Annotated in this window: 17 protein-coding genes; 11 read left to right on the top strand and 6 right to left on the bottom strand. The window is 56.9% G+C overall.

The window, feature by feature from the left end; genetic code table 11:
- Positions 1-206 precede the first annotated feature (206 nt).
- The 10 genes from GOV85_RS12350 (at position 207) to GOV85_RS12305 (ending at position 11,131) form a co-directional block, all read left to right on the top strand.
- Entirely contained in the window at positions 207-2,150 is a 1,944-nt protein-coding gene (locus GOV85_RS12350; RefSeq protein ID WP_171178860.1) for an AMP-binding protein, read from the top strand.
- Between the two features lie 52 nt (positions 2,151-2,202).
- On the top strand, positions 2,203-3,021 hold the full coding sequence (locus tag GOV85_RS12345) for an ABC transporter ATP-binding protein (RefSeq protein WP_171092927.1): 819 nt from the start codon (positions 2,203-2,205) through the stop codon (positions 3,019-3,021).
- Between the two features lie 29 nt (positions 3,022-3,050).
- Complete coding sequence (locus GOV85_RS12340; protein WP_171178540.1) at positions 3,051-4,037, top strand: branched-chain amino acid ABC transporter permease; 987 nt, start codon at positions 3,051-3,053, stop codon at positions 4,035-4,037.
- A 3-nt stretch (positions 4,038-4,040) separates the two neighbouring features.
- Positions 4,041-4,298, top strand: a complete 258-nt coding sequence (locus tag GOV85_RS12335) for a hypothetical protein (RefSeq protein ID WP_171178538.1) — start codon at positions 4,041-4,043, stop codon at positions 4,296-4,298.
- A 3-nt stretch (positions 4,299-4,301) separates the two neighbouring features.
- Positions 4,302-5,378, top strand: a complete 1,077-nt coding sequence (locus GOV85_RS12330; protein ID WP_171178536.1) for a branched-chain amino acid ABC transporter permease — start codon at positions 4,302-4,304, stop codon at positions 5,376-5,378.
- Positions 5,379-5,454: 76 nt separating this feature from the next.
- Entirely contained in the window at positions 5,455-6,738 is a 1,284-nt protein-coding gene (locus GOV85_RS12325) for an ABC transporter substrate-binding protein (RefSeq protein WP_171178534.1), read from the top strand.
- Between the two features lie 111 nt (positions 6,739-6,849).
- A complete protein-coding gene (locus GOV85_RS12320; RefSeq protein WP_171178532.1) occupies positions 6,850-7,683 on the top strand; it encodes an ABC transporter ATP-binding protein in 834 nt (277 codons plus the stop codon).
- A gap of 19 nt (positions 7,684-7,702) precedes the next feature.
- Positions 7,703-8,920, top strand: coding sequence for a phenylacetate--CoA ligase family protein (locus tag GOV85_RS12315; protein ID WP_171178858.1), 1,218 nt, complete (start codon positions 7,703-7,705; stop codon positions 8,918-8,920).
- Between the two features lie 122 nt (positions 8,921-9,042).
- Positions 9,043-10,707: an iron ABC transporter permease gene (locus GOV85_RS12310; RefSeq protein WP_171178530.1), complete on the top strand. Its 1,665-nt coding sequence runs from the start codon at positions 9,043-9,045 to the stop codon at positions 10,705-10,707.
- A gap of 73 nt (positions 10,708-10,780) precedes the next feature.
- Complete coding sequence (locus tag GOV85_RS12305) at positions 10,781-11,131, top strand: DUF2794 domain-containing protein (protein WP_171178528.1); 351 nt, start codon at positions 10,781-10,783, stop codon at positions 11,129-11,131.
- Here GOV85_RS12305 and GOV85_RS12300 read toward each other — a convergent pair.
- From GOV85_RS12300 to GOV85_RS12290, 3 genes are all read right to left on the bottom strand, one after another.
- Positions 11,128-11,865, bottom strand: a complete 738-nt coding sequence (locus GOV85_RS12300; protein ID WP_171178525.1) for a C40 family peptidase — start codon at positions 11,863-11,865, stop codon at positions 11,128-11,130. The two genes, GOV85_RS12305 and GOV85_RS12300, sit on opposite strands and share 4 nt — an antisense overlap.
- Positions 11,862-13,244 (bottom strand): M17 family metallopeptidase, encoded by a 1,383-nt coding sequence (locus tag GOV85_RS12295; protein ID WP_171178523.1) that lies wholly within the window; start codon positions 13,242-13,244, stop codon positions 11,862-11,864. The genes GOV85_RS12300 and GOV85_RS12295 overlap by 4 nt, the downstream gene beginning before the upstream one ends.
- Positions 13,245-13,307: 63 nt before the next feature.
- Positions 13,308-13,697, bottom strand: coding sequence for a hypothetical protein (locus GOV85_RS12290; protein ID WP_171178855.1), 390 nt, complete (start codon positions 13,695-13,697; stop codon positions 13,308-13,310).
- A gap of 145 nt (positions 13,698-13,842) precedes the next feature.
- Between GOV85_RS12290 and GOV85_RS12285 the strand changes: the two genes are divergently transcribed.
- Positions 13,843-14,493: a carbonic anhydrase gene (locus GOV85_RS12285; RefSeq protein WP_171178522.1), complete on the top strand. Its 651-nt coding sequence runs from the start codon at positions 13,843-13,845 to the stop codon at positions 14,491-14,493.
- Between the two features lie 93 nt (positions 14,494-14,586).
- Here the strand turns inward: GOV85_RS12285 and GOV85_RS12280 are convergent, their stop codons facing one another.
- The 3 genes from GOV85_RS12280 to GOV85_RS12270 form a co-directional block, all read right to left on the bottom strand.
- Positions 14,587-15,504 carry an endonuclease/exonuclease/phosphatase family protein gene (locus tag GOV85_RS12280; protein WP_171178520.1) on the bottom strand — a complete coding sequence of 306 codons (918 nt, stop codon included), beginning with the start codon at positions 15,502-15,504 and terminating at the stop codon, positions 14,587-14,589.
- Positions 15,505-15,768: 264 nt separating this feature from the next.
- Complete coding sequence (locus GOV85_RS12275; protein WP_171178517.1) at positions 15,769-16,710, bottom strand: hypothetical protein; 942 nt, start codon at positions 16,708-16,710, stop codon at positions 15,769-15,771.
- 375 nt (positions 16,711-17,085) lie between these two features.
- The gene (locus GOV85_RS12270; protein WP_171178515.1) at positions 17,086-18,108 is read right to left on the bottom strand and encodes an aspartate-semialdehyde dehydrogenase; all 1,023 of its coding nucleotides are present in this window, start codon (positions 18,106-18,108) and stop codon (positions 17,086-17,088) included.
- Positions 18,109-18,206: the final 98 nt, after the last annotated feature.

The following is an 18,206-nucleotide window of genomic DNA, read 5'->3' as shown; positions in this document are numbered from 1 at the left end:
CAATTCTCAGGAACACCCTTTCACCCCTGTTACAATTCGTAAGAATTGAGAAAACATCAGGCAAAACTTGACGTTGATCTTTCCTGCGTCCCTTATCGGGACATCGACACCCGGGGCGTGTTCCCGATCTGTCGTTTCCGGCTCGGAGGAGGGGCCGGATGGGGAGGAGAGAAAGATTGGCTCAGACGCAGTCGGGCGCTGAAGGGATGCAGTCTCTTCCGGCGCTGCTACATCGCAATGTGACCCAGTTCGGGGATGCCCCGGCCTATCGGGAAAAAGAATTCGGAATCTGGCAATGCTGGTCCTGGGCGGAAGCCGCCAAAGAGATTCGAGCGATTGCGCTTGGGTTTCTGGAATTGGGCGTTGAGAAAGGCGACCATATCGCCGTCATAGGCCGCAACCGTCCCGCGCATTATTGGTCGATGGTTGCCGCGCAGATGGTGGGCGCGGTGCCTGTGCCTCTGTATCAGGACTCAGTCGCCGAAGAGATGGCCTATGTGCTGGAACATTGCGGCGCGAAATACGTGGTCTGCGGCGATCAGGAGCAGGTCGACAAGGTCATCGAAATTCAGGAAAACCTTCATCAGGTCAAACACATCCTCTATACCGACAAGCGCGGGATGCGGAAGTATGACCATTCCCAGATGAACGCGCTTGATGACATTATGGCCGAGGGCAGTGCCGGTCATGCACGGTTTGACGCGGAACTGGACAAGCGCATCGCAGCGATCACCTATGACGATACCTGCGTGATGCTTTATACCTCGGGCACCACAGGCAAACCCAAGGGTGTGGTGCTGTCGAACCGCAATGTCATTGAAAGCGCAAAGAATTCTGCTGAATTTGATCACCTGACACGGAACGAGGACATTCTGTCTTATCTGCCAATGGCTTGGGTGGGTGACTTCATTTTCTCGATCGGTCAGGCCTATTGGTGCGGCTTCTGCGTGAACTGCCCCGAAAGCGCTGACACCATGATGACGGACCTGCGCGAGATCGGGCCGACCTATTTCTTCGCACCGCCGCGCGTGTTCGAAACGCAGCTGACCAATGTGATGATCCGGATGGAGGATGCGGGCAAGCTGAAGCAGCGCATGTTCCATCACTTCATGGCGCATGCCAAGAAGGTTGGTGGTTTGTTGTTAGACGGCAAGCCGGTGGGCTTTGGCGACAAGCTGAAATACGCGTTGGGCAATCTGCTGGTTTATGGGCCGCTCAAGGATACGCTGGGCTATGGCCGCTTCCGCGTTGGATATACGGCGGGTGAGGCGATTGGGCCGGAAATCTTTGATTTCTATCGCTCTTTGGGCATCAACCTGAAACAGCTTTACGGTCAGACCGAGGCAACCGTCTTCATCACCGTACAGCCGGATGGCGAGGTGCGTGCCGATACAGTTGGCGTTCCCGCGCCGGATGTGGAGTTGAAGATCGACGATAAGGGTGAGATTCACTATCGCTCGCCTGGCGTGTTTGTTGAGTACTACAACAATCCCGATTCGACTGCCTCGACAAAGGATGCCGAGGGGTGGGTGGCCACCGGGGATGCGGGGTTCATTGAAGAGACCTCGGGTCACTTGCGGATCATCGATCGTGCAAAGGATGTGGGCAAAATGGCCGACGGGTCGATGTTTGCGCCGAAATATGTCGAGAACAAACTGAAATTCTATCCCGATATCCTTGAAGTTGTCCTGTTTGGCAACGGCAAGGATCGCTGTGTAGCCTTTATCAATATCGACCTGACGGCAGTGGGGAACTGGGCCGAGCGTAACAACGTGGCCTATGCGTCCTATCAAGAACTGGCGGGTCATCCCCGCGTGTTAGAGACGATTCGTGGCCATGTGGAAGAGGTCAACAAATCGGTCGCGGCAGATGAAATGCTGTCGGGCTGCCAGGTGCATCGCTTTGTGGTTCTGCACAAGGAACTGGATGCCGATGATGGCGAGATGACCCGGACCCGCAAAGTGCGCCGCGGCTTTGTCGAGGACAAGTTCCACGACATCATTGCCGCGCTATATGATGGGTCCGAGAGCGTTTCGACCACCACCGAAGTGACCTATGAGGATGGCCGCAAGGGCTCGATTTCTGCAACTCTGGAGATTGTAGACGCACCGGTTGTGCCGGTCGCGCAGCACAAGGTTGCGGCGGAATGAGCGCCGCTCGACCTGCCGCCCATCTTCTCGTTTTTGTGTCAGGGAGTAACTGATGCTGGATAATTCCGAAGGATATGTCACCGAAGACGGCCGCCAGATTGGCGGTGTGGTGATGGAAATGAAGAACATCACGCTGCGTTTTGGTGGTGTGGTGGCGATCAAGGATATCTCGTTCGACATTCGCGAAGGTGAGATCCGCGCGATCATTGGGCCGAACGGGGCGGGTAAGTCCTCGATGCTGAACGTGATCTCGGGCTTTTACGTCCCGCAAGAGGGCGAAGTTTGGTTCCACGGATCAAAGCGCCCGCCAATGCGGCCTTATGAGGTTGCGCAACAAGGCATCGCACGGACTTTTCAGAACATTGCTCTGTTCGAAGGTATGAGCGTTCTGGACAATGTCATGACCGGGCGGCTGAGCTTTATGAAAACCAACATGTTTCAGCAGGCTTGGTGGAAGGGCAAGGCCGAGGCGGAAGAGACGGAGAACCGTGAGGCGGTCGAGAAGATTATCGATTTCCTTGAGATTCAGCACATCCGCAAAACACCGGTGTCCCGACTGCCTTATGGTTTGAAAAAACGCGTCGAACTGGCGCGAGCGCTGGCTGCGGAACCCAAGCTGCTGCTGCTGGATGAACCCATGGCAGGCATGAACGTTGAAGAGAAAGAGGACATGAGCCGCTTTATCCTCGACGTGAATGATGAGTTTGGCACAACGATTGCCCTGATCGAACATGACATGGGTGTTGTGATGGACCTGAGCGATCGGGTGGTCGTGATGGATTATGGCAAGAAGATCGGGGACGGCACACCGGACGAGGTGCGCAACAATCAAGAGGTCATCGACGCCTATCTGGGGGTCAGCCATGATTGATATCCAGACAGAAATTTGGGGAGGCGCAAATGCCTGAACAACTCGTATTTGCGATGGAGGTCATCCTCAACGGTCTCATGGCCGGGGTGCTCTATGCTCTGGTCGCGCTGGGCTTTGTGCTGATCTACAAGGCTTCGGGGATTTTCAATTATGCGCAGGGGGTTATGGCCCTGTTCGCTGCGATGACGCTGGTTGGGATCATGAAAGGTCAGGTGCCGTTTGCGCATCTGATCAACGCTATATTCGGCACTCATATTCATTACTTCGGCTGGAACGCGCCTGCGCTGGTGGCGATCATTCTGACGATGGCGGTCATGGTGCTGTTGGCCTGGGCGGTGCAGCGCTTCGTGATGCGCCATCTGGTCGGGCAAGAGCCGATCATTCTGTTCATGGCGACCATCGGTCTGGCCTATTTCCTTGAGGGCGTGGCCGACCTGATGTGGGGGTCCGAGATCAAGACGCTTGATGTTGGTCTGCCACAAGGGATCAACCTGTGGATCGACGAGACGACCTTTAACATATTCGATTACGGCTTCTTCATCGACAATCTGGACATTGTAGCCACAGTGATTGCCGCACTGTTGGTGGCTGCGCTGGTGGCGTTCAGCCAGTACACCAAACAGGGCCGTGCGATGCGCGCGGTGGCGGATGACCACCAGGCGGCACTGTCGGTCGGGATCTCACTGAACTTCATCTGGATCATGGTCTGGTCGGTGGCAGGCTTCGTCGCTCTGGTCGCAGGGATCATGTGGGGCACCAAATCAGGCGTTCAGTTCTCGCTTTCGCTCATCGCGCTCAAGGCCCTGCCGGTGCTGATGCTGGGCGGTTTCACCTCAATCCCCGGTGCCATTGTGGGCGGGCTGATCATCGGTGTGGGCGAAAAACTGTTCGAATTCGCGCTTGGCCCGGCGCTGGGCGGCGCGACCGAGAACTGGTTCGCCTATGTTCTTGCACTGATCTTCCTGGTGTTTCGACCGCAAGGCCTGTTCGGCGAGAAGATCATTGAGAGGGTGTAGGGCATGACCAAGCTGATCGCCATCATCAACGTGATCGCATGGGCCGGGTTCTGGGCCTTCGGGTACATCGCCCTCACATCAGACGACCTGACAGAAGGCCAGCTGACCATCGCCGCGATCCTAGCCTTTGCGGGCCTGATCATGGGGGTTCTGGCCTACTTGAAACTGGTGCGCGCCTCAGAGGCGAGCGGATATGCCAAAGGATCCAACCAATTGGATGCCGCAGCCCGTAACCGGGCACAGGAAGAATGGGGAAAGTAAGACATGTTCTATCGTGAAGCCGGGGATTTCAAAACCTCGTACATTGATGACAGCCAGACCTTCCCGATCAAGTTCGACCGGTACCGGTATTACGTCGTCCTGGCGGTGGCTTTTGGTATTATTCCCTTCATCATCAACGACTATTGGGCCAACGCGCTGCTGCTGCCGTTCCTGATCTATGCGATTGCCGCGATCGGGCTGAACATTCTGGTTGGCTATTGCGGACAGGTCAGCCTGGGCACCGGTGGTTTCATGGCGGTCGGGGCCTATGCCTGCTACAAGCTGATGACCGCTTTCCCCGATGTGAGCATGTTCATCCACGTGATCCTTGCCGGGGGCATAACAGCCTTTGTGGGCGTTTTGTTCGGCTTACCGTCACTGCGAATCAAAGGGTTTTATCTGGCCGTGGCCACGTTGGCGGCACAGTTCTTTCTGGTTTGGCTCTTCAACCGGGTGCCGTGGTTCTACAACTATTCGGCATCAGGCCAGATCAACGCGCCCGAGCGGGACGTGTTCGGCATTATCATCACCGGTCCGAATGCGCCGGCCTGGGCCACATACCTGTTCTGCCTGATCTTCCTGACAGTCTGCGCCATAATTGCGCGTAACCTGACCCGTGGAACAACGGGTCGGACCTGGATGGCGATCCGCGACATGGACATCGCAGCCGAAATCATTGGAGTGAACCCGCTCAAGGCCAAGCTCACTGCATTTGCCGTCAGTTCGTTCTTTGTCGGCATCTCGGGCGCGCTGTTCTTTGCGGTTTACCTGGGTGCGGTCGAAGTGGGTGAGGTCTTTGGTATCCAGAAATCATTCCTGGTGCTGTTCATGGTGATTATTGGCGGGTTAGGCTCGATCTTTGGGTCATTCGCCGGGGCGGCCTTTCTGGTTTTGCTGCCTGTGGTTCTAAAACTGCTTGGCGTCGACCTGCTTGGCTGGCCGACAGATATCGTGGCGCACCTTAACCTCGTGATTGTGGGTGCACTGATCATCATGTTCCTGATCCTCGAACCACACGGGCTGGCCCAATTGTGGCGCGTGGCCAAAGAGAAACTCAGACTCTGGCCGTTCCCGCATTGAGGGGCCGGTCCAACGAAAAGACGGGTGCAACAAGCCCGAAAACCAACATCGGATTAATCAAGGGAGGAGACACCCGATGAACAAGAAACTGGCAACCCTGGCGCTGGGCGCCGTGATGGCCGCAGGTCCGGTCATGGCCGACCTTGTGTTCCCGTCGCTCAGCTACCGGACTGGCCCTTATGCTGCAGGCGGTATCCCGTTTGCTGACGGTTATGCCGACTATTTCACCCTGCTGAACGAACGCGATGGCGGCATCGGTGGCGTTCCTGCCCGCGTGCTGGAATGCGAAACCGGGTACAACACCGAAAAAGGTGTGGAATGCTATGAATCGACCAAGGGCGAAGGCGCGCTGGTGTATCAGCCGTTGTCGACCGGCATCACGTATCAGCTGATCCCAAAAGTGACGGCTGATGGCATTCCTCTGCACACGATGGGATATGGCCGAACCTCAGCGGCGAACGGTAAAGTGTTCAGCCACGTGTTCAACTATCCTGCCAACTACTGGAACGGTGCATCCGGCGCGATCAACTATCTGTTGGATAGCAATGGCGGAGACCTGAGCGGCAAGAAGATTGCGCTGGTCTATCACAACTCGGCCTACGGCAAAGAGCCGATCCGCACGCTCGAGACACTGGCCGAAAAGCATGGCTATGACCTTACACTGCTTCCTGTCGACCACCCCGGTCAGGAGCAGAAGTCGCAGTGGCTGCAAATTCGTCGTGAAAAGCCTGACTTTGTCATCATGTGGGGCTGGGGTGTCATGAACCAAGTTGCGGTTCAGGAAGCTGCCAACATCCGTTTCCCGATGGAAAACTTCATCGGTGTCTGGTGGTCTGGTGCTGAATTCGACGTGCAACCCGCAGGTGAAAAGGCCACCGGCTACAAGGCGCTGACCTTCACCGGTCTGGGTGACGACTACCCGGTTTATGAGGACCTGCAGAAATACGTTGTCGATTCTGGTAAGGCCGCAGGTGCAGGCGATCAGCTGGGCACGGTGCAGTATAATCGCGGTCTCTATGCGGCGATGCTGGCAGCCGAGGCGGTCAAAACTGCACAAGAGATGCATGGCACAGCAGATATCGACGCGTCGATGATGCGCGATGGCATGGAAGCGCTTGAAATCACCAACGCCAAGATGGAAGCGCTGGGCATGGCAGGGTTCGGGCCCGAGTTCTCGGTCTCATGTGACAATCACGGCGGTCCGGGTCTTGTTGGTGTTGTTCAGTGGGATGCAGCCGCTGGAACATGGAACCCTGTTCAGGATTTCAAGCCAACTGACGTCGAGGTCATCAACGCGCTGATCGAGGAAGACTCGGCAGCCTATGCGGCTGAAAACAACATCTCGCAGCGCTGCGAGTAAGCCAACCCAGTGTCCCGGAACCTATCCGGGGCACCCTAACATTCGGAGTGGCGGTTTCGCTGCCGCTCCTTACAGACGCCCCAAGCTGGGCAGGCATGAGGACACGCGCTGATGCTGGATGCGGCAAATACCACTGACGTGCAGGCGGAAACCCTGCTTGAAGTCAACAATATCGAGGTGATCTACAATCACGTAATCCTCGTGCTGAAGGGCGTCAGCCTGACTGTTCCAAAAGGGGGCATCACGGCATTGCTGGGCGGCAATGGCGCTGGCAAGACGACAACGCTCAAGGCTGTGTCGAACCTGCTGCATTCGGAACGGGGCGAAGTTACAAAAGGTTCGATCAAGTATCGCGGTGTAAGCGTGCATGAAAGCGATCCGGCTGACCTGGTGGAAAAAGGCGTCATCCAGGTGATGGAAGGCCGCCACTGTTTTGAACACCTGACTGTTGAAGAAAACCTGCTGACGGGGGCTTATACCCGCAAAGATGGGTCCGCAGCGGTTCAGCAGGATCTGGAACTGGTCTATAATTATTTCCCGCGCCTGAAAGAGCGTCGCAAGTCACAAGCGGGCTATACCTCGGGCGGTGAGCAACAGATGGTCGCGATGGGTCGGGCCTTGATGTCGCGACCTGAAACGATTCTGCTGGACGAGCCTTCGATGGGTCTTGCGCCGCAGTTGGTCGAAGAGATTTTCGGGATCGTTAAAGACCTCAATGAGAAAGAAGGCGTGTCCTTCCTTTTGGCAGAACAGAATACAAACGTGGCTCTGCGGTTTGCACATTACGGATACATTTTGGAATCCGGGCGCGTGGTGATGGATGGCCCTGCTGCCGAGCTGCGCGAGAACCCAGATGTGAAAGAATTCTACCTCGGCATGTCAGATGAAGGCCGCAAAAGCTTCCGCGACGTGCGATCTTATCGCCGCCGCAAGAGGTGGCTGTGAGCGGATGGAGGATATGGCGATGACCTATTTCGATGCACTCGAAACGCGCTCGGCAGACCAACGCGCCTCAGATCAGGCGGCAGCGCTTGTGGAACAGATCAGGCGCGTGTCATCCGCGCCCGGGTTCGCGGCGCACCTGTCGGATTCAGACACTAATAAAGTAGTTTCAACGGAAGATTTGCCGCTTTTGCCGGTGTTGCGAAAGTCGGACCTGACCCGCGCGCAAGCCGAACGGCCGCCCTTTGGTGGGTTTACGGTGAAGCCCGCGCGGCATTTTCATCATGTATTCCAGTCGCCGGGCCCAATTTATGAACCGGGCAGCACGGATCACGACTGGTGGCGCATGGGTCGCTTCCTGAATGCTGCAGGTGTGGGCGTTGGAGATATCGTGCAGAACTGCTTTGGCTATCACCTGACCCCGGCGGGCATGATCTTTGAAAATGGTGCACGCGCGGTTGGCGCAGCCGTTTTGCCTGCGGGCACTGGACAGACGGAATTGCAGGTGACAGCGGCGCGGGATGTCGGTTGTACGGCCTACGCAGGAACGCCGGATTATCTGAAAGTCATTCTGGACAAAGCCGATGAGATGGGCGTTTCGCTGAACTTCTCAAAGGCCGCCGTTGGTGGCGGGGCGCTGTTTCCGTCACTGCGTCAGGAATATGCTGATCGCGGGATTTCGTGCCTACAATGTTATGCGACAGCCGATCTGGGCAACATTGCATATGAAAGCCCAGCGATGGAGGGAATGATCATCGACGAACATGTGATCGTCGAGATTGTCACCCCCGGAACTGGTACTCCGGTCGCTCCGGGTGAAGTGGGCGAGGTTGTTGTGACCTCTTTGAACCCCGATTACCCGTTGATCCGCTTTGCAACAGGTGATTTGTCGGCGGTGATGCCGGGCGTTTCGCCTTGCGGCCGCACCAACACAAGGATCAAGGGCTGGATGGGCCGCGCGGACCAGACCACCAAGATCAAGGGTATGTTCGTTCGCCCAGAGCAAGTGGCGGCGCTGGTCGACAAGCATGACGAGATTGTCAAAGCCCGCGTCATCGCGATGCGTCAGGGTGAGATGGACACGATGACCGTCCAAATCGAAAGCGCGGGCGGCGAAAACCCCGCCTACGCCAAGTCAGTTGCCGAAGTGCTGAAGCTGAAAGGCGCGATCGAGGTCGTGGCCCCGGGTTCGCTTCCCAAAGATGGCTTGGTCATCGAGGACCAGCGGGTTTACGAATAGCCTTAGAAAATGGGTCTGCGGCATTCAATGCCGCAGATTTATTGGCCTACGTACTGGTGTTTCCGAGCTTTTTGGTCGATTAAAGGCGGACCCTTCGCCTTTGTCAGTTAACAGCCGGGATGATGGCCGAAATCGAATACTCACAAAACGGATCGCGCAATCGTGGCGTACGCGGAACCCGGCTGTTGGCGGGGATCGCGTATATCGTGGCGGGGGCTTGCCTGTTGCCCATGCTTGCCGTGGTATTGGCAGCAGTGACGGGTGGGACGGATACGATCTCGCATCTGATGCAAACGGTGTTGCCGAGTTATACGGTCACGACCCTGATCCTTGTTGTACTGGTTGCAGCAGGTACCTTTAGTATCGGCACCGGAGCCGCTTGGCTGGTTACGATGACCCGCTTCCCCGGCGTACGCTTTTTGGAAATCGCACTTGTGCTGCCACTGGCCTTTCCCGCCTATGTTTTGGCTTATGCCTACACGTTCATTCTGGACCACCCGGGGATCGTTCAAAGCACATTGCGGGACGTGACAGGCTGGGGGCCGCGCGACTATTGGTTCCCGGAAATACGCTCGACCGAGGGCGCGGCGGTGATGCTGATCCTTGTGCTTTACCCCTATGTCTATCTGCTGGCACGGGCGGCCTTTCTGCAGCAAAGCGCAACGGCGTTTTTGGCGGCCCGGGCGTTGGGCAACAACCCGTGGCTGGCGTTTCGGCGCGTTTCGCTGCCAATGGCACGGCCGGCAATTGCGGGCGGCGTTCTGCTGGCGGTGATGGAGACCATCGCGGATTTTGGCACCGTTTCGTATTTCGGCGTGCAGACCTTTGCGACCGGTATCTACACCAGTTGGTTTTCCATGGCGGACCGTGCGGCGGCGGCGCAATTGGCGCTGTGCCTGCTGGTTTTTGCTCTGGTGATGGCCGTGGCCGAGCGCACGCAACGCGGCAAGGCGAAATATTATCAGGCCGGTAAACAACATGTCGCGCAACCGGCAGCCGACCTGACGGGCCTGCGCGCCTTAGGGGCCTTTCTGCTATGTGCGATACCGGTTCTGTTCGGGTTCTTGTTGCCTGTGATCATTCTGGTTGAGATGGGGCTGGAGTCGGAACAAAACCTGCTGTCGCGGCGCTATATCGGTTTCATCCAGAACTCGCTGACTCTGGCCGGGACGGCAGCGGTCATCACCGTCTTTGCGGCGATCAGCATCGGGTTCTTCCAACGTCTCAGGCCCGGGCGGGCATCCTCAGCGACGGCTTATCTGGCGCGGTTGGGATATGCTGTGCCTGGGGGCGTGATTGCGGTGGGTCTGATCGTACCATTCGCCGGGTTCGACAACGCGCTGGATGCCTGGATGCGTAAGACCTTCGATGTGTCCACCGGATTGCTGGTCACAGGTTCGATCTGGTTGCTTGTCGCTGCCTATATGGTGCGGTTCCTGGCAGCTGCTCTCAGCGCCTATGAAGGTGGGCAAAGTACGGTGCACGCCAATATGGATGCCGCTGCGCGGTCACTGGGTCAGTCACCGCTGGGGACCTTGCGGCGTGTTCATTTGCCTATTCTGACGCCTTCCCTGTTGACGGCGCTGTTGATCGTATTCGTGGACGTGATGAAAGAATTGCCCGCCACGCTGATCATGCGTCCGTTCAACTTCGACACATTGGCGGTGCAAGCCTACAGACTGGCCTCGGACGAGAGGTTGGAGGGCGCAGCCGTGCCATCTCTGGTCATTCTAGCCGTTGGTCTGCTGCCTGTGATCCTGATTTGCCGTCAGGTTGGTCGCCGGTAACACTTCCGCCTGAATTCTTGGTTCATAACGCATCAGGCTTGATTCAAACGCGATTTCCGGCAAGGCTGGAGGTATGAATATGCAGCCTCCCAGCCGGTTTTCGGCAAGTGCAGCGCAGATGCCCGTCGCCTTTGACCGGCATGAGATGTCCCAAATCCTGTCCGTATATGGCCGGATGGTCGCCGCCGGAGAATGGCGGGACTATGGTATCTCGAACCTGCGCGACATGGCAGTGTTCTCGATCTTCCGGCGCACTGCTGAACATCCGATCTATCGTGTCGAAAAGCACCCGCGGCTTAGGTCCCGGCAGGGGATGTATTCTGTGGTCGGAATGGACGGTCGCATCCTGAAACGCGGCCACGATTTGCGCGCGGTGCTTAGAGTGTTGGAACGCAAGTTGATCCGGGCGGTCAACCTTGATTAGAGCCTTTTGTGAGCTGTGATCGGACCATCGCCCTGCGCCTGAATACGCTCAATGGCCTGATCCATAGGTTCAAACACAACCGCCATATGGCTGGCGTTGGCATGCAAAATCATGTTTTCTCCGGATACCCAGGCCACATGACCTTTCCAAAACAACAAATCGCCCCTTTGTGCGGCTGACCCGTCGGCGAGTGTCGTGCCCAAAGCACGTTCCTGATCACCGCTGTCTCCGGGACAGGGAATGCCGCAGGCCAGCAACGCAGCTTGGACAAGCCCAGAGCAATCGATACCAAACCGGCTGTTTCCACCCCACAAATAAGGCGTCCCCAGGAACAATTCGGCCACAGCAACCGGGTCGTGTGGCGTATCTGAGATTGGTGCGGTGTGTACCTTTGGAACAAAGCCCCACTCGGTTTCCAGATAGCGATCTGTTTCCGCCAAAACATGGATCTTGCTTCCAAAGCTGAGCGATACCAGATCGCGGCTTTTGAAGTTTGCGCTTTCATATGCATGCGTCGCCGGTGCTTTGATCCAACGGGTGGCGGGGATATCATGGGTCAATTGATCCGTTTGCAGCCAGCCAGTGTACCCGTCTTTGTCGGCGATGACCCGGCTCCAGCCGTCCTTTTCTTCTGCGACTTGAACCGTATCACCGAAAAGCACCTGCCTGTCGCGAGGCCCTTCAGGGTCGCGCAAAAGATCGACCACAGGTTTGGATATGCGCAGGCGAGTCATAGGCCCAACATCTCGGGCAAAGCGTTCAGAATCGCGCGCGGCCCTTGACCCAGCCCACCCTTGCTGCGCCCGGGTTCCTTGCTGGGCTGCCACGCATAGATGTCGAAATGAATATAGCGGCGCGATCCCACGAACCTGCGCAGAAACAAGGCGGCGGTGATCGAACCTGCGAACCCGCCCGAAGGCGCATTGTCCAGATCGGCGATGCCGGGTTCGATCATCGCCTCGTAAGGTGTGTGAAACGGCATACGCCAGACCGGATCAGCCGAAACAACTGCGGCGTTGGACAGCGCCAACGCGCAAGTTTCATCATCCGTATAGAACGGAGCCAGATCGGGGCCCACGGCGACGCGCGCCGCGCCTGTGAGCGTGGCCATCGAGATCACCAGATCGGGCTCACCCTCATCCGCCAACGTCAGGGCATCGGCCAGGACCAGACGCCCTTCGGAGTCGGTGTTGTTGATCTCAACCGTCAGGCCCTTGCGTGAGGTCAAAATGTCACCGGGCCGGAACGCGTTACCCGCAACCGCGTTTTCAACAGCGGGGATCAGGACACGCAGCTGCACCGGCAAATCCAGCGCCATGATCATGCGAGCCAATCCAAGCACATTGGCGGCCCCGCCCATGTCTTTTTTCATCAGCCCCATCGAGGCACCCGGTTTCAGGTTCAGCCCGCCTGTGTCGAAGCATACACCTTTGCCCACGAGCGTCAGCTTTGGGCTGCTGTTGCCCCAGTTCAGCTCGATCAATCGCGGGGCCTGTTCCGCGGCCCGCCCAACCGTGTGGATCATCGGGAAGTTCTGATCCAGCAGCGCATCACCAAGGATTGCGTCGCAAGTGGCCCCAAACTCTGCGGCCAAAGCCTCGACCGCCTGATGCAGCTGTGCTGGTCCCATATCCGACGCGGGTGTGTTGACCAGATCGCGTGTCAAAGCCTCGGCCTGCGCCATTGCTTCGATACGAGCTGCATCCACCCCATCCGGTGCGACCAGTTCCGCTGACCCACCGGTTTGGGAGGCATAGTGATCAAACGCATAACCGGCCAACAGCCAGCCGAGGCATTCAACCTCTAACTGGTCCGCGGGCACGCCGGATGCGATGTGATAGGTTCCTTCTGGCAAAGACAGAGCGGCAGCGGCCAGCGGGAACCGTTTGCGCGTGCGTTTTTCTTCGGTTCCGTAGCCTGCCAGCGTCATCTCTGCTGCGCCACTCGCGCTTGGTACCAACAAAGTCTGACCCAGGGCCGCCGAAAACCCGTTCACAGCGACCCAAGATTGCACGTGCTGCGATTGCTTTTGCAACCAGCTTTCCAGGTCCGGCTGAGCAATCACATGCAACGGAAAAGAGGTGTCAGAGGGTAGAGCGAAGGACAGGGTCATGGGCGTCTCGGCGTTAGAATTCCACGCACAGACTAGCTGCGCCTGATCCACCTGCAACCCCCGTCAGACGGAAAGATCCTGCTGGTCCCATACGGCGGTCAATGAACGTTCGCCCACTCTGATCAGCCGCCCCAAGGTCGCAGCAGCCGCCACCGCATCACCGGCATCGACGGTTTGGGCCACATCAGCGGCTACGCGCGCCAGCGCCGTCATCCCGACCTGTTCAGAGATTGCAACCAGCGATTTGGCACATTTGCGCAGATCGGCCCATTCGCGGTGCCGCCAAAACCGTTCACAGTTTGAAAGACGCACGGCCAGTTCCTCAACCGTGCGGCACAGCACGTCCAACGCGTTCTTGTCCCCCAATTGGCTATACAGCCCGCCGAGTTGATCCGGGTCCAGCCGGACGGATTCCTTGTGTTCAAGCGCGATTATCTTTTCCACCACATTCACCCTTAATTTTGACGCCCCCACGGCGTTGTTTTGATATTGGCGGGAAATTCCTTTGCAAAACCTTGCAGTGAATCTGGATAATGGCTCGAATTTTTCTTGAATTCGGTTTAGAGCGTCCTGAAGCGAGAAGAACTGGGACAACACAATGGACTTTGCCAAGCCTTTGCCGACCTATCTGGTCAAGCGCTATCACGGGTGGAAAGCCACGACATATTCCGAGAACCAGGTTTGGTACAAACGGTTGGCAGAAGAGGGGCAGCGCCCTCGTGCGATGGTAATATCCTGCTGCGACAGCCGGGTGCATGTGACTTCCATGTTCGGGGCCGATCAGGGCGATTTCTTTATTCACCGCAACATTGCCAATCTGGTGCCGCCATACGCGCCGGACGGTGATCATCACGGCACCAGCGCGGCAATCGAATACGCCGTCACGGCGCTGAAGGTCGCGCATCTGATCGTGTTGGGTCATTCGCAATGTGGCGGTGTTCAGGGGTGCATCGACATGTGCAAAGGGGAAGCACCCCAATTGGAGGTCAAGGAAAGCTTTGTGGGCCGGTGGATGGACATCCTCAAACCCAAATACGAACTGGTGGCCAATATCGAAGACCGTGTCGATCAGGCGCGGCAGTTCGAACGCCATGCGGTTGTGGCGTCTCTGGAAAACCTGATGACCTTTCCGTTCATCTCGGAGGCGGTCGGGCAAGGCGCGCTGAGCCTGCATGGCTTGTGGACAGATATCGGTGCAGGCGGACTGGAATGCTTTGATCCCTATCAGAAGAAGTTTGTTCCCGTCTGAAGCGGCTCTTTTTTGATTTGGGCCTGCGGTGGACGGCACAATCTCTGTCGAAAACCACACCTGTTTAGCATGTGAGCGCCCAGCCCGCGTACGTCACTCTATTCGAATCCTGGCAAGCTTTCCCAGATGGTCCGATCCCATGAAAGGGCGCAATTCGACCGTTCCGATTGTGCCTTTGGGGAAGAGTAGGTTGTCTATCGGCAGTGGCACCTTCCAACTGCCAAGATGATGCGTATTCAGGGCGGTTCCAAAGCTTTGATTGTCCGCCGCCGCAGCGATCCGCTGAACGCTTGCCCCCCATGGTACCATGTTGAAATCGCCGGCAATCAGGACAGGGCCGTCCAAATCCGCAATGCGATCAGCGATAACCTGACTTTGCTGCGCTTGATCATAAGGAAACGGCCAATTCAGGTGAATCGATACAATCCAGACTGAAGTACCGTCAGGGGCCTCGACCTGAATGCCAACCAGCCCCGAGCCTTTCAGACAGAACTCAGAGTTTTCCACGATGGGCAGGGTTGTCAGGATGGCAACGCTTTGTTCGGGTCGAAAGCCGCAAACAGTCTTGGACGGGTAGTGTTCGAACAGGTTGCTCATGTATTTCTGGTTGTGGCTGGACACTTCCTGCAATGTCACAACCTGGGCGTCGGATGCGACAATGTCGTCCGCCAATGAATAGCGCGGCCAAGCTTTGCTCATCAGGTTTTTCTGATAAAGCGTCAGGCAAGTGCCGTTGCAATCGGCAGAGGGTGCAGCATAGCTGGTGGCGATCGAACCAAGGGCCATCGCAGCAATGGCAAAGGTTGTCAAAGCGAGATACCTGGCGCGCAGGTACAGCAACAGCGCTGAACAGAGTACCAGCAATATACCAGCTTGCGGGCGCAAAAGGGCAATCGAGTCCCCAACGGCAAAGATTTGCCCGGTAAAGCCAATGAAGACAAGCGCCATCAGAACACTCGCGCATCCGATGGTCAGAGTTCTGCCAATTCTGCGTTTGGTCGAAACCTGCATACTCTGCCTCAGCCACCTTGCGCGGGACACCGCCTGAGGTGTGATTGGTCACATCTGCCGCGATCAAGGTTTGTTATTTAGGTGGCAAGCCAGCCCGTCTTTGTCAACAGACCGGGCAAATTTACCTCATTGAGGGCCGCCTCGCGCCCACAGCGGTTACTTGCACGCGTTGCGTAAGGATTGTCATGGGTTTAGATCTTAAAGTTATCCGGGGCGTGCACTAAGGAGGCGAGTCCCAAACCCCAAATTTCGGTTTTCAAGTGGTCAAGGTAGAGGTGTGATAGCCACCTTTGTGACCGGGTTAAGGTCGCCATTTGGGTCTGTCAGGATTCCCTCTGGGAAGGATACCGAGATGGGTTGGTCTTTCGTATCCATACAGAGCATGTGGTTGTTGTCTCCATCGCCTAAGTTTGCCAGCTCTGCTGGCTTCACCTCGCGCCGGGTCCCATCCGCCGCTTCGACGGTGATCGCGTAGAGATCGCGCTCAGCCTCGCCGGGCTCGGTACCGTCTTCCAGCGTCACGCCGCCCTCCCACACAACACGGACCGCCTGAACGATGCCCTCTGTTTGGCAGAGGCTGCCCCTGACCCGAGGTGGGCCCAGCGTGCCAACAAGTGTCCAGTCTTCCACAACCTCAGCCCATGCGATCGATGGCCCGTCTTCAAGGGGTATTACTGGCGTACTGGCTCCGCGAAAATCCATCGACCCGTCGATCGAATGCAGATGACCCACGATTTCAACGCTGACTGGTGGGTCCGTGTCCGAAGGGCCCAACCGCCCGATCAAGAGTACGGTACGCAGCTCTCCCGGATCAGTGGCGGGAAGAACAGACACGCAGTGCATGATCCCAATTTCGCCAGACCTAGTCCTGACCTGAAAGTCACCCGCCTGCATCGTGGCGACGTCTATCTCGGTCGAGAAGATAACAGGCATCCCAGAATAGCCCTTTGAACCTTTGCAAATCACATTGGAAAGCCGCGGCAAAGCGTCAAGCCCGTGAAAGGCCGATAGAAGATTGGCAGATTGCCCGTTTGCCTGTCTCGGCAGGCTAGCATTGGCGGTCGTATCGGAAAGTTTGCGATTGGAGATGTTACCAGTCCAAGTCCCAGGTCCATAAAGTATGAACCAAGTGACGCCTACGCCGATTACGGCTGCCACGGCAACCAATACGCCTATTGTGATACGCTTCGAGATGCCTTTGAGCATGTCAGAAACCTCAGCATTAAGTATTACTGCGAACGTCTTTTGCCCTAAAGTAAGTTGAGGGAGGTGCCGAACAAAAAAAAGAACACATGGGAGTGAAAGGTTGTGCATCTCGAACTTCGAATGGTTCGAACCGTCGCCGATTGTGTAAACTGCGACGGGGGAATTGGGCACTGTATGAAAGACTGCTTCGTCCGCTTATGACTAATCAGGTCGGGGTGCAGTATTTGGAAGGGCAGTTCTGTGGCCTCAATGTCCTGTCCAAGAAACTGTATGCGCGACTAGAGCCCGTTTGGCTTGCAATCTAGGCTGACTGAAACAAAAAAACCCGCTGACCAAACAGCGGGTTTCTTCTTGGTCTTTATTGGGGCCGGAACGTCAGCCCTTTTTCAGAACCTCACGGCCCAGCAGTTCAGCGATCTGTACCGCGTTCAGGGCCGCGCCCTTGCGCAGGTTGTCCGAGACGCACCACAGGTTGATGCCATTTTCCACGGTCGAATCCTGACGGATACGGCTGATGAACGTAGCAAAGTCACCCGCGCATTCGATGGGCGAGACGTAGCCACCGGCTTCGCGCTTGTCGATCACCATGATGCCCGGTGCCTCGCGCAGGATGTCGCGGGCTTCGTCTTCGTCCAGGAATTCCTCGAACTCGATATTCACGGCCTCGGAATGGCCGACGAACACCGGAACGCGGACACAGGTGGCTGTAACCTTGATCGACGGATCGACGATCTTCTTGGTCTCGACAACCATCTTCCACTCTTCCTTGGTCGAACCGTCTTCCATGAAGACGTCGATTTGGGGAATGACGTTGAAGGCGATCTGCTTCTGGAATTTTTTCGGCTCAACCTCAGTGGTGGGGTTGTAGACCGCCTTGGTCTGATCCCAAAGTTCATCCATGCCTTCTTTACCGGCACCCGACACCGACTGATAGGTCGACACCACAACGCGTTTGATCTTGGCACGGTCATGCAGCGGTTTCAGCGCGACAACCATCTGCGCGGTCGAGCAGTTGGGGTTGGCGATGATGTTCTTGTTCTTATAGTCGTGGATCGCCTCGGGGTTACACTCCGGCACGATCAGCGGAATGTCCGGGTCATAGCGATAAAGCGACGAGTTATCGATCACCACGCAGCCCGCAGCTGCGGCCTTAGGGGCATAGGTCTTGGTGGCGTCCGAGCCGATGGCAAACAACGCCATGTCCCAGCCGGTGAAGTCGAACGTGTCGATGTCCTGGGTCGTCAGTGTCTTGTCGCCAAAGCTTACCTCTGTCCCCAGCGAACGACGGCTTGCCAGAGCAGCAAGTTCATCGACCGGGAACTGGCGTTCCGCCAGGATGTTCAGCATTTCGCGGCCCACGTTACCCGTGGCGCCGGCGACAACGACGCGATAGCCCATTTCATGTCTCCAAAGTTAAGGACGCGCGTTCATAGCTGCGTTGCGGCAAAGAAAAAAGAGCTTTTGGCGCTGAATCGAACGTTTGAGGTCGAATTGAG

This window comes from Ruegeria sp. HKCCA4633 (assembly GCF_013034605.1).
In the GTDB taxonomy this organism is placed as follows: Bacteria; Pseudomonadota; Alphaproteobacteria; order Rhodobacterales; family Rhodobacteraceae; genus Ruegeria.
The sequence above is the reverse complement of the archived record's forward strand: the minus strand, read 5'-3'. Positions and strand labels throughout refer to the sequence as shown.

Excerpts from the sequence above, each read along its gene's own strand:
- GOV85_RS12350 (WP_171178860.1), top strand. The coding sequence starts at position 207 with ATGCAGTCTCTTCCGGCGCTGCTACATCGCAATGTGACCCAGTTCGGG.
- GOV85_RS12345 (WP_171092927.1), top strand. The coding sequence starts at position 2,203 with ATGCTGGATAATTCCGAAGGATATGTCACCGAAGACGGCCGCCAGATT.
- GOV85_RS12340 (WP_171178540.1), top strand. The coding sequence starts at position 3,051 with ATGCCTGAACAACTCGTATTTGCGATGGAGGTCATCCTCAACGGTCTC.
- GOV85_RS12335 (WP_171178538.1), top strand. The coding sequence starts at position 4,041 with ATGACCAAGCTGATCGCCATCATCAACGTGATCGCATGGGCCGGGTTC.
- GOV85_RS12330 (WP_171178536.1), top strand. The coding sequence starts at position 4,302 with ATGTTCTATCGTGAAGCCGGGGATTTCAAAACCTCGTACATTGATGAC.
- GOV85_RS12325 (WP_171178534.1), top strand. The coding sequence starts at position 5,455 with ATGAACAAGAAACTGGCAACCCTGGCGCTGGGCGCCGTGATGGCCGCA.
- GOV85_RS12320 (WP_171178532.1), top strand. The coding sequence starts at position 6,850 with ATGCTGGATGCGGCAAATACCACTGACGTGCAGGCGGAAACCCTGCTT.
- GOV85_RS12315 (WP_171178858.1), top strand. The coding sequence starts at position 7,703 with ATGACCTATTTCGATGCACTCGAAACGCGCTCGGCAGACCAACGCGCC.
- GOV85_RS12310 (WP_171178530.1), top strand. The coding sequence starts at position 9,043 with ATGGCCGAAATCGAATACTCACAAAACGGATCGCGCAATCGTGGCGTA.
- GOV85_RS12305 (WP_171178528.1), top strand. The coding sequence starts at position 10,781 with ATGAATATGCAGCCTCCCAGCCGGTTTTCGGCAAGTGCAGCGCAGATG.
- GOV85_RS12300 (WP_171178525.1), bottom strand. The coding sequence starts at position 11,865 with ATGACTCGCCTGCGCATATCCAAACCTGTGGTCGATCTTTTGCGCGAC.
- GOV85_RS12295 (WP_171178523.1), bottom strand. The coding sequence starts at position 13,244 with ATGACCCTGTCCTTCGCTCTACCCTCTGACACCTCTTTTCCGTTGCAT.
- GOV85_RS12285 (WP_171178522.1), top strand. The coding sequence starts at position 13,843 with ATGGACTTTGCCAAGCCTTTGCCGACCTATCTGGTCAAGCGCTATCAC.
- GOV85_RS12280 (WP_171178520.1), bottom strand. The coding sequence starts at position 15,504 with ATGCAGGTTTCGACCAAACGCAGAATTGGCAGAACTCTGACCATCGGA.
- GOV85_RS12275 (WP_171178517.1), bottom strand. The coding sequence starts at position 16,710 with ATGCTCAAAGGCATCTCGAAGCGTATCACAATAGGCGTATTGGTTGCC.
- GOV85_RS12270 (WP_171178515.1), bottom strand. The coding sequence starts at position 18,108 with ATGGGCTATCGCGTCGTTGTCGCCGGCGCCACGGGTAACGTGGGCCGC.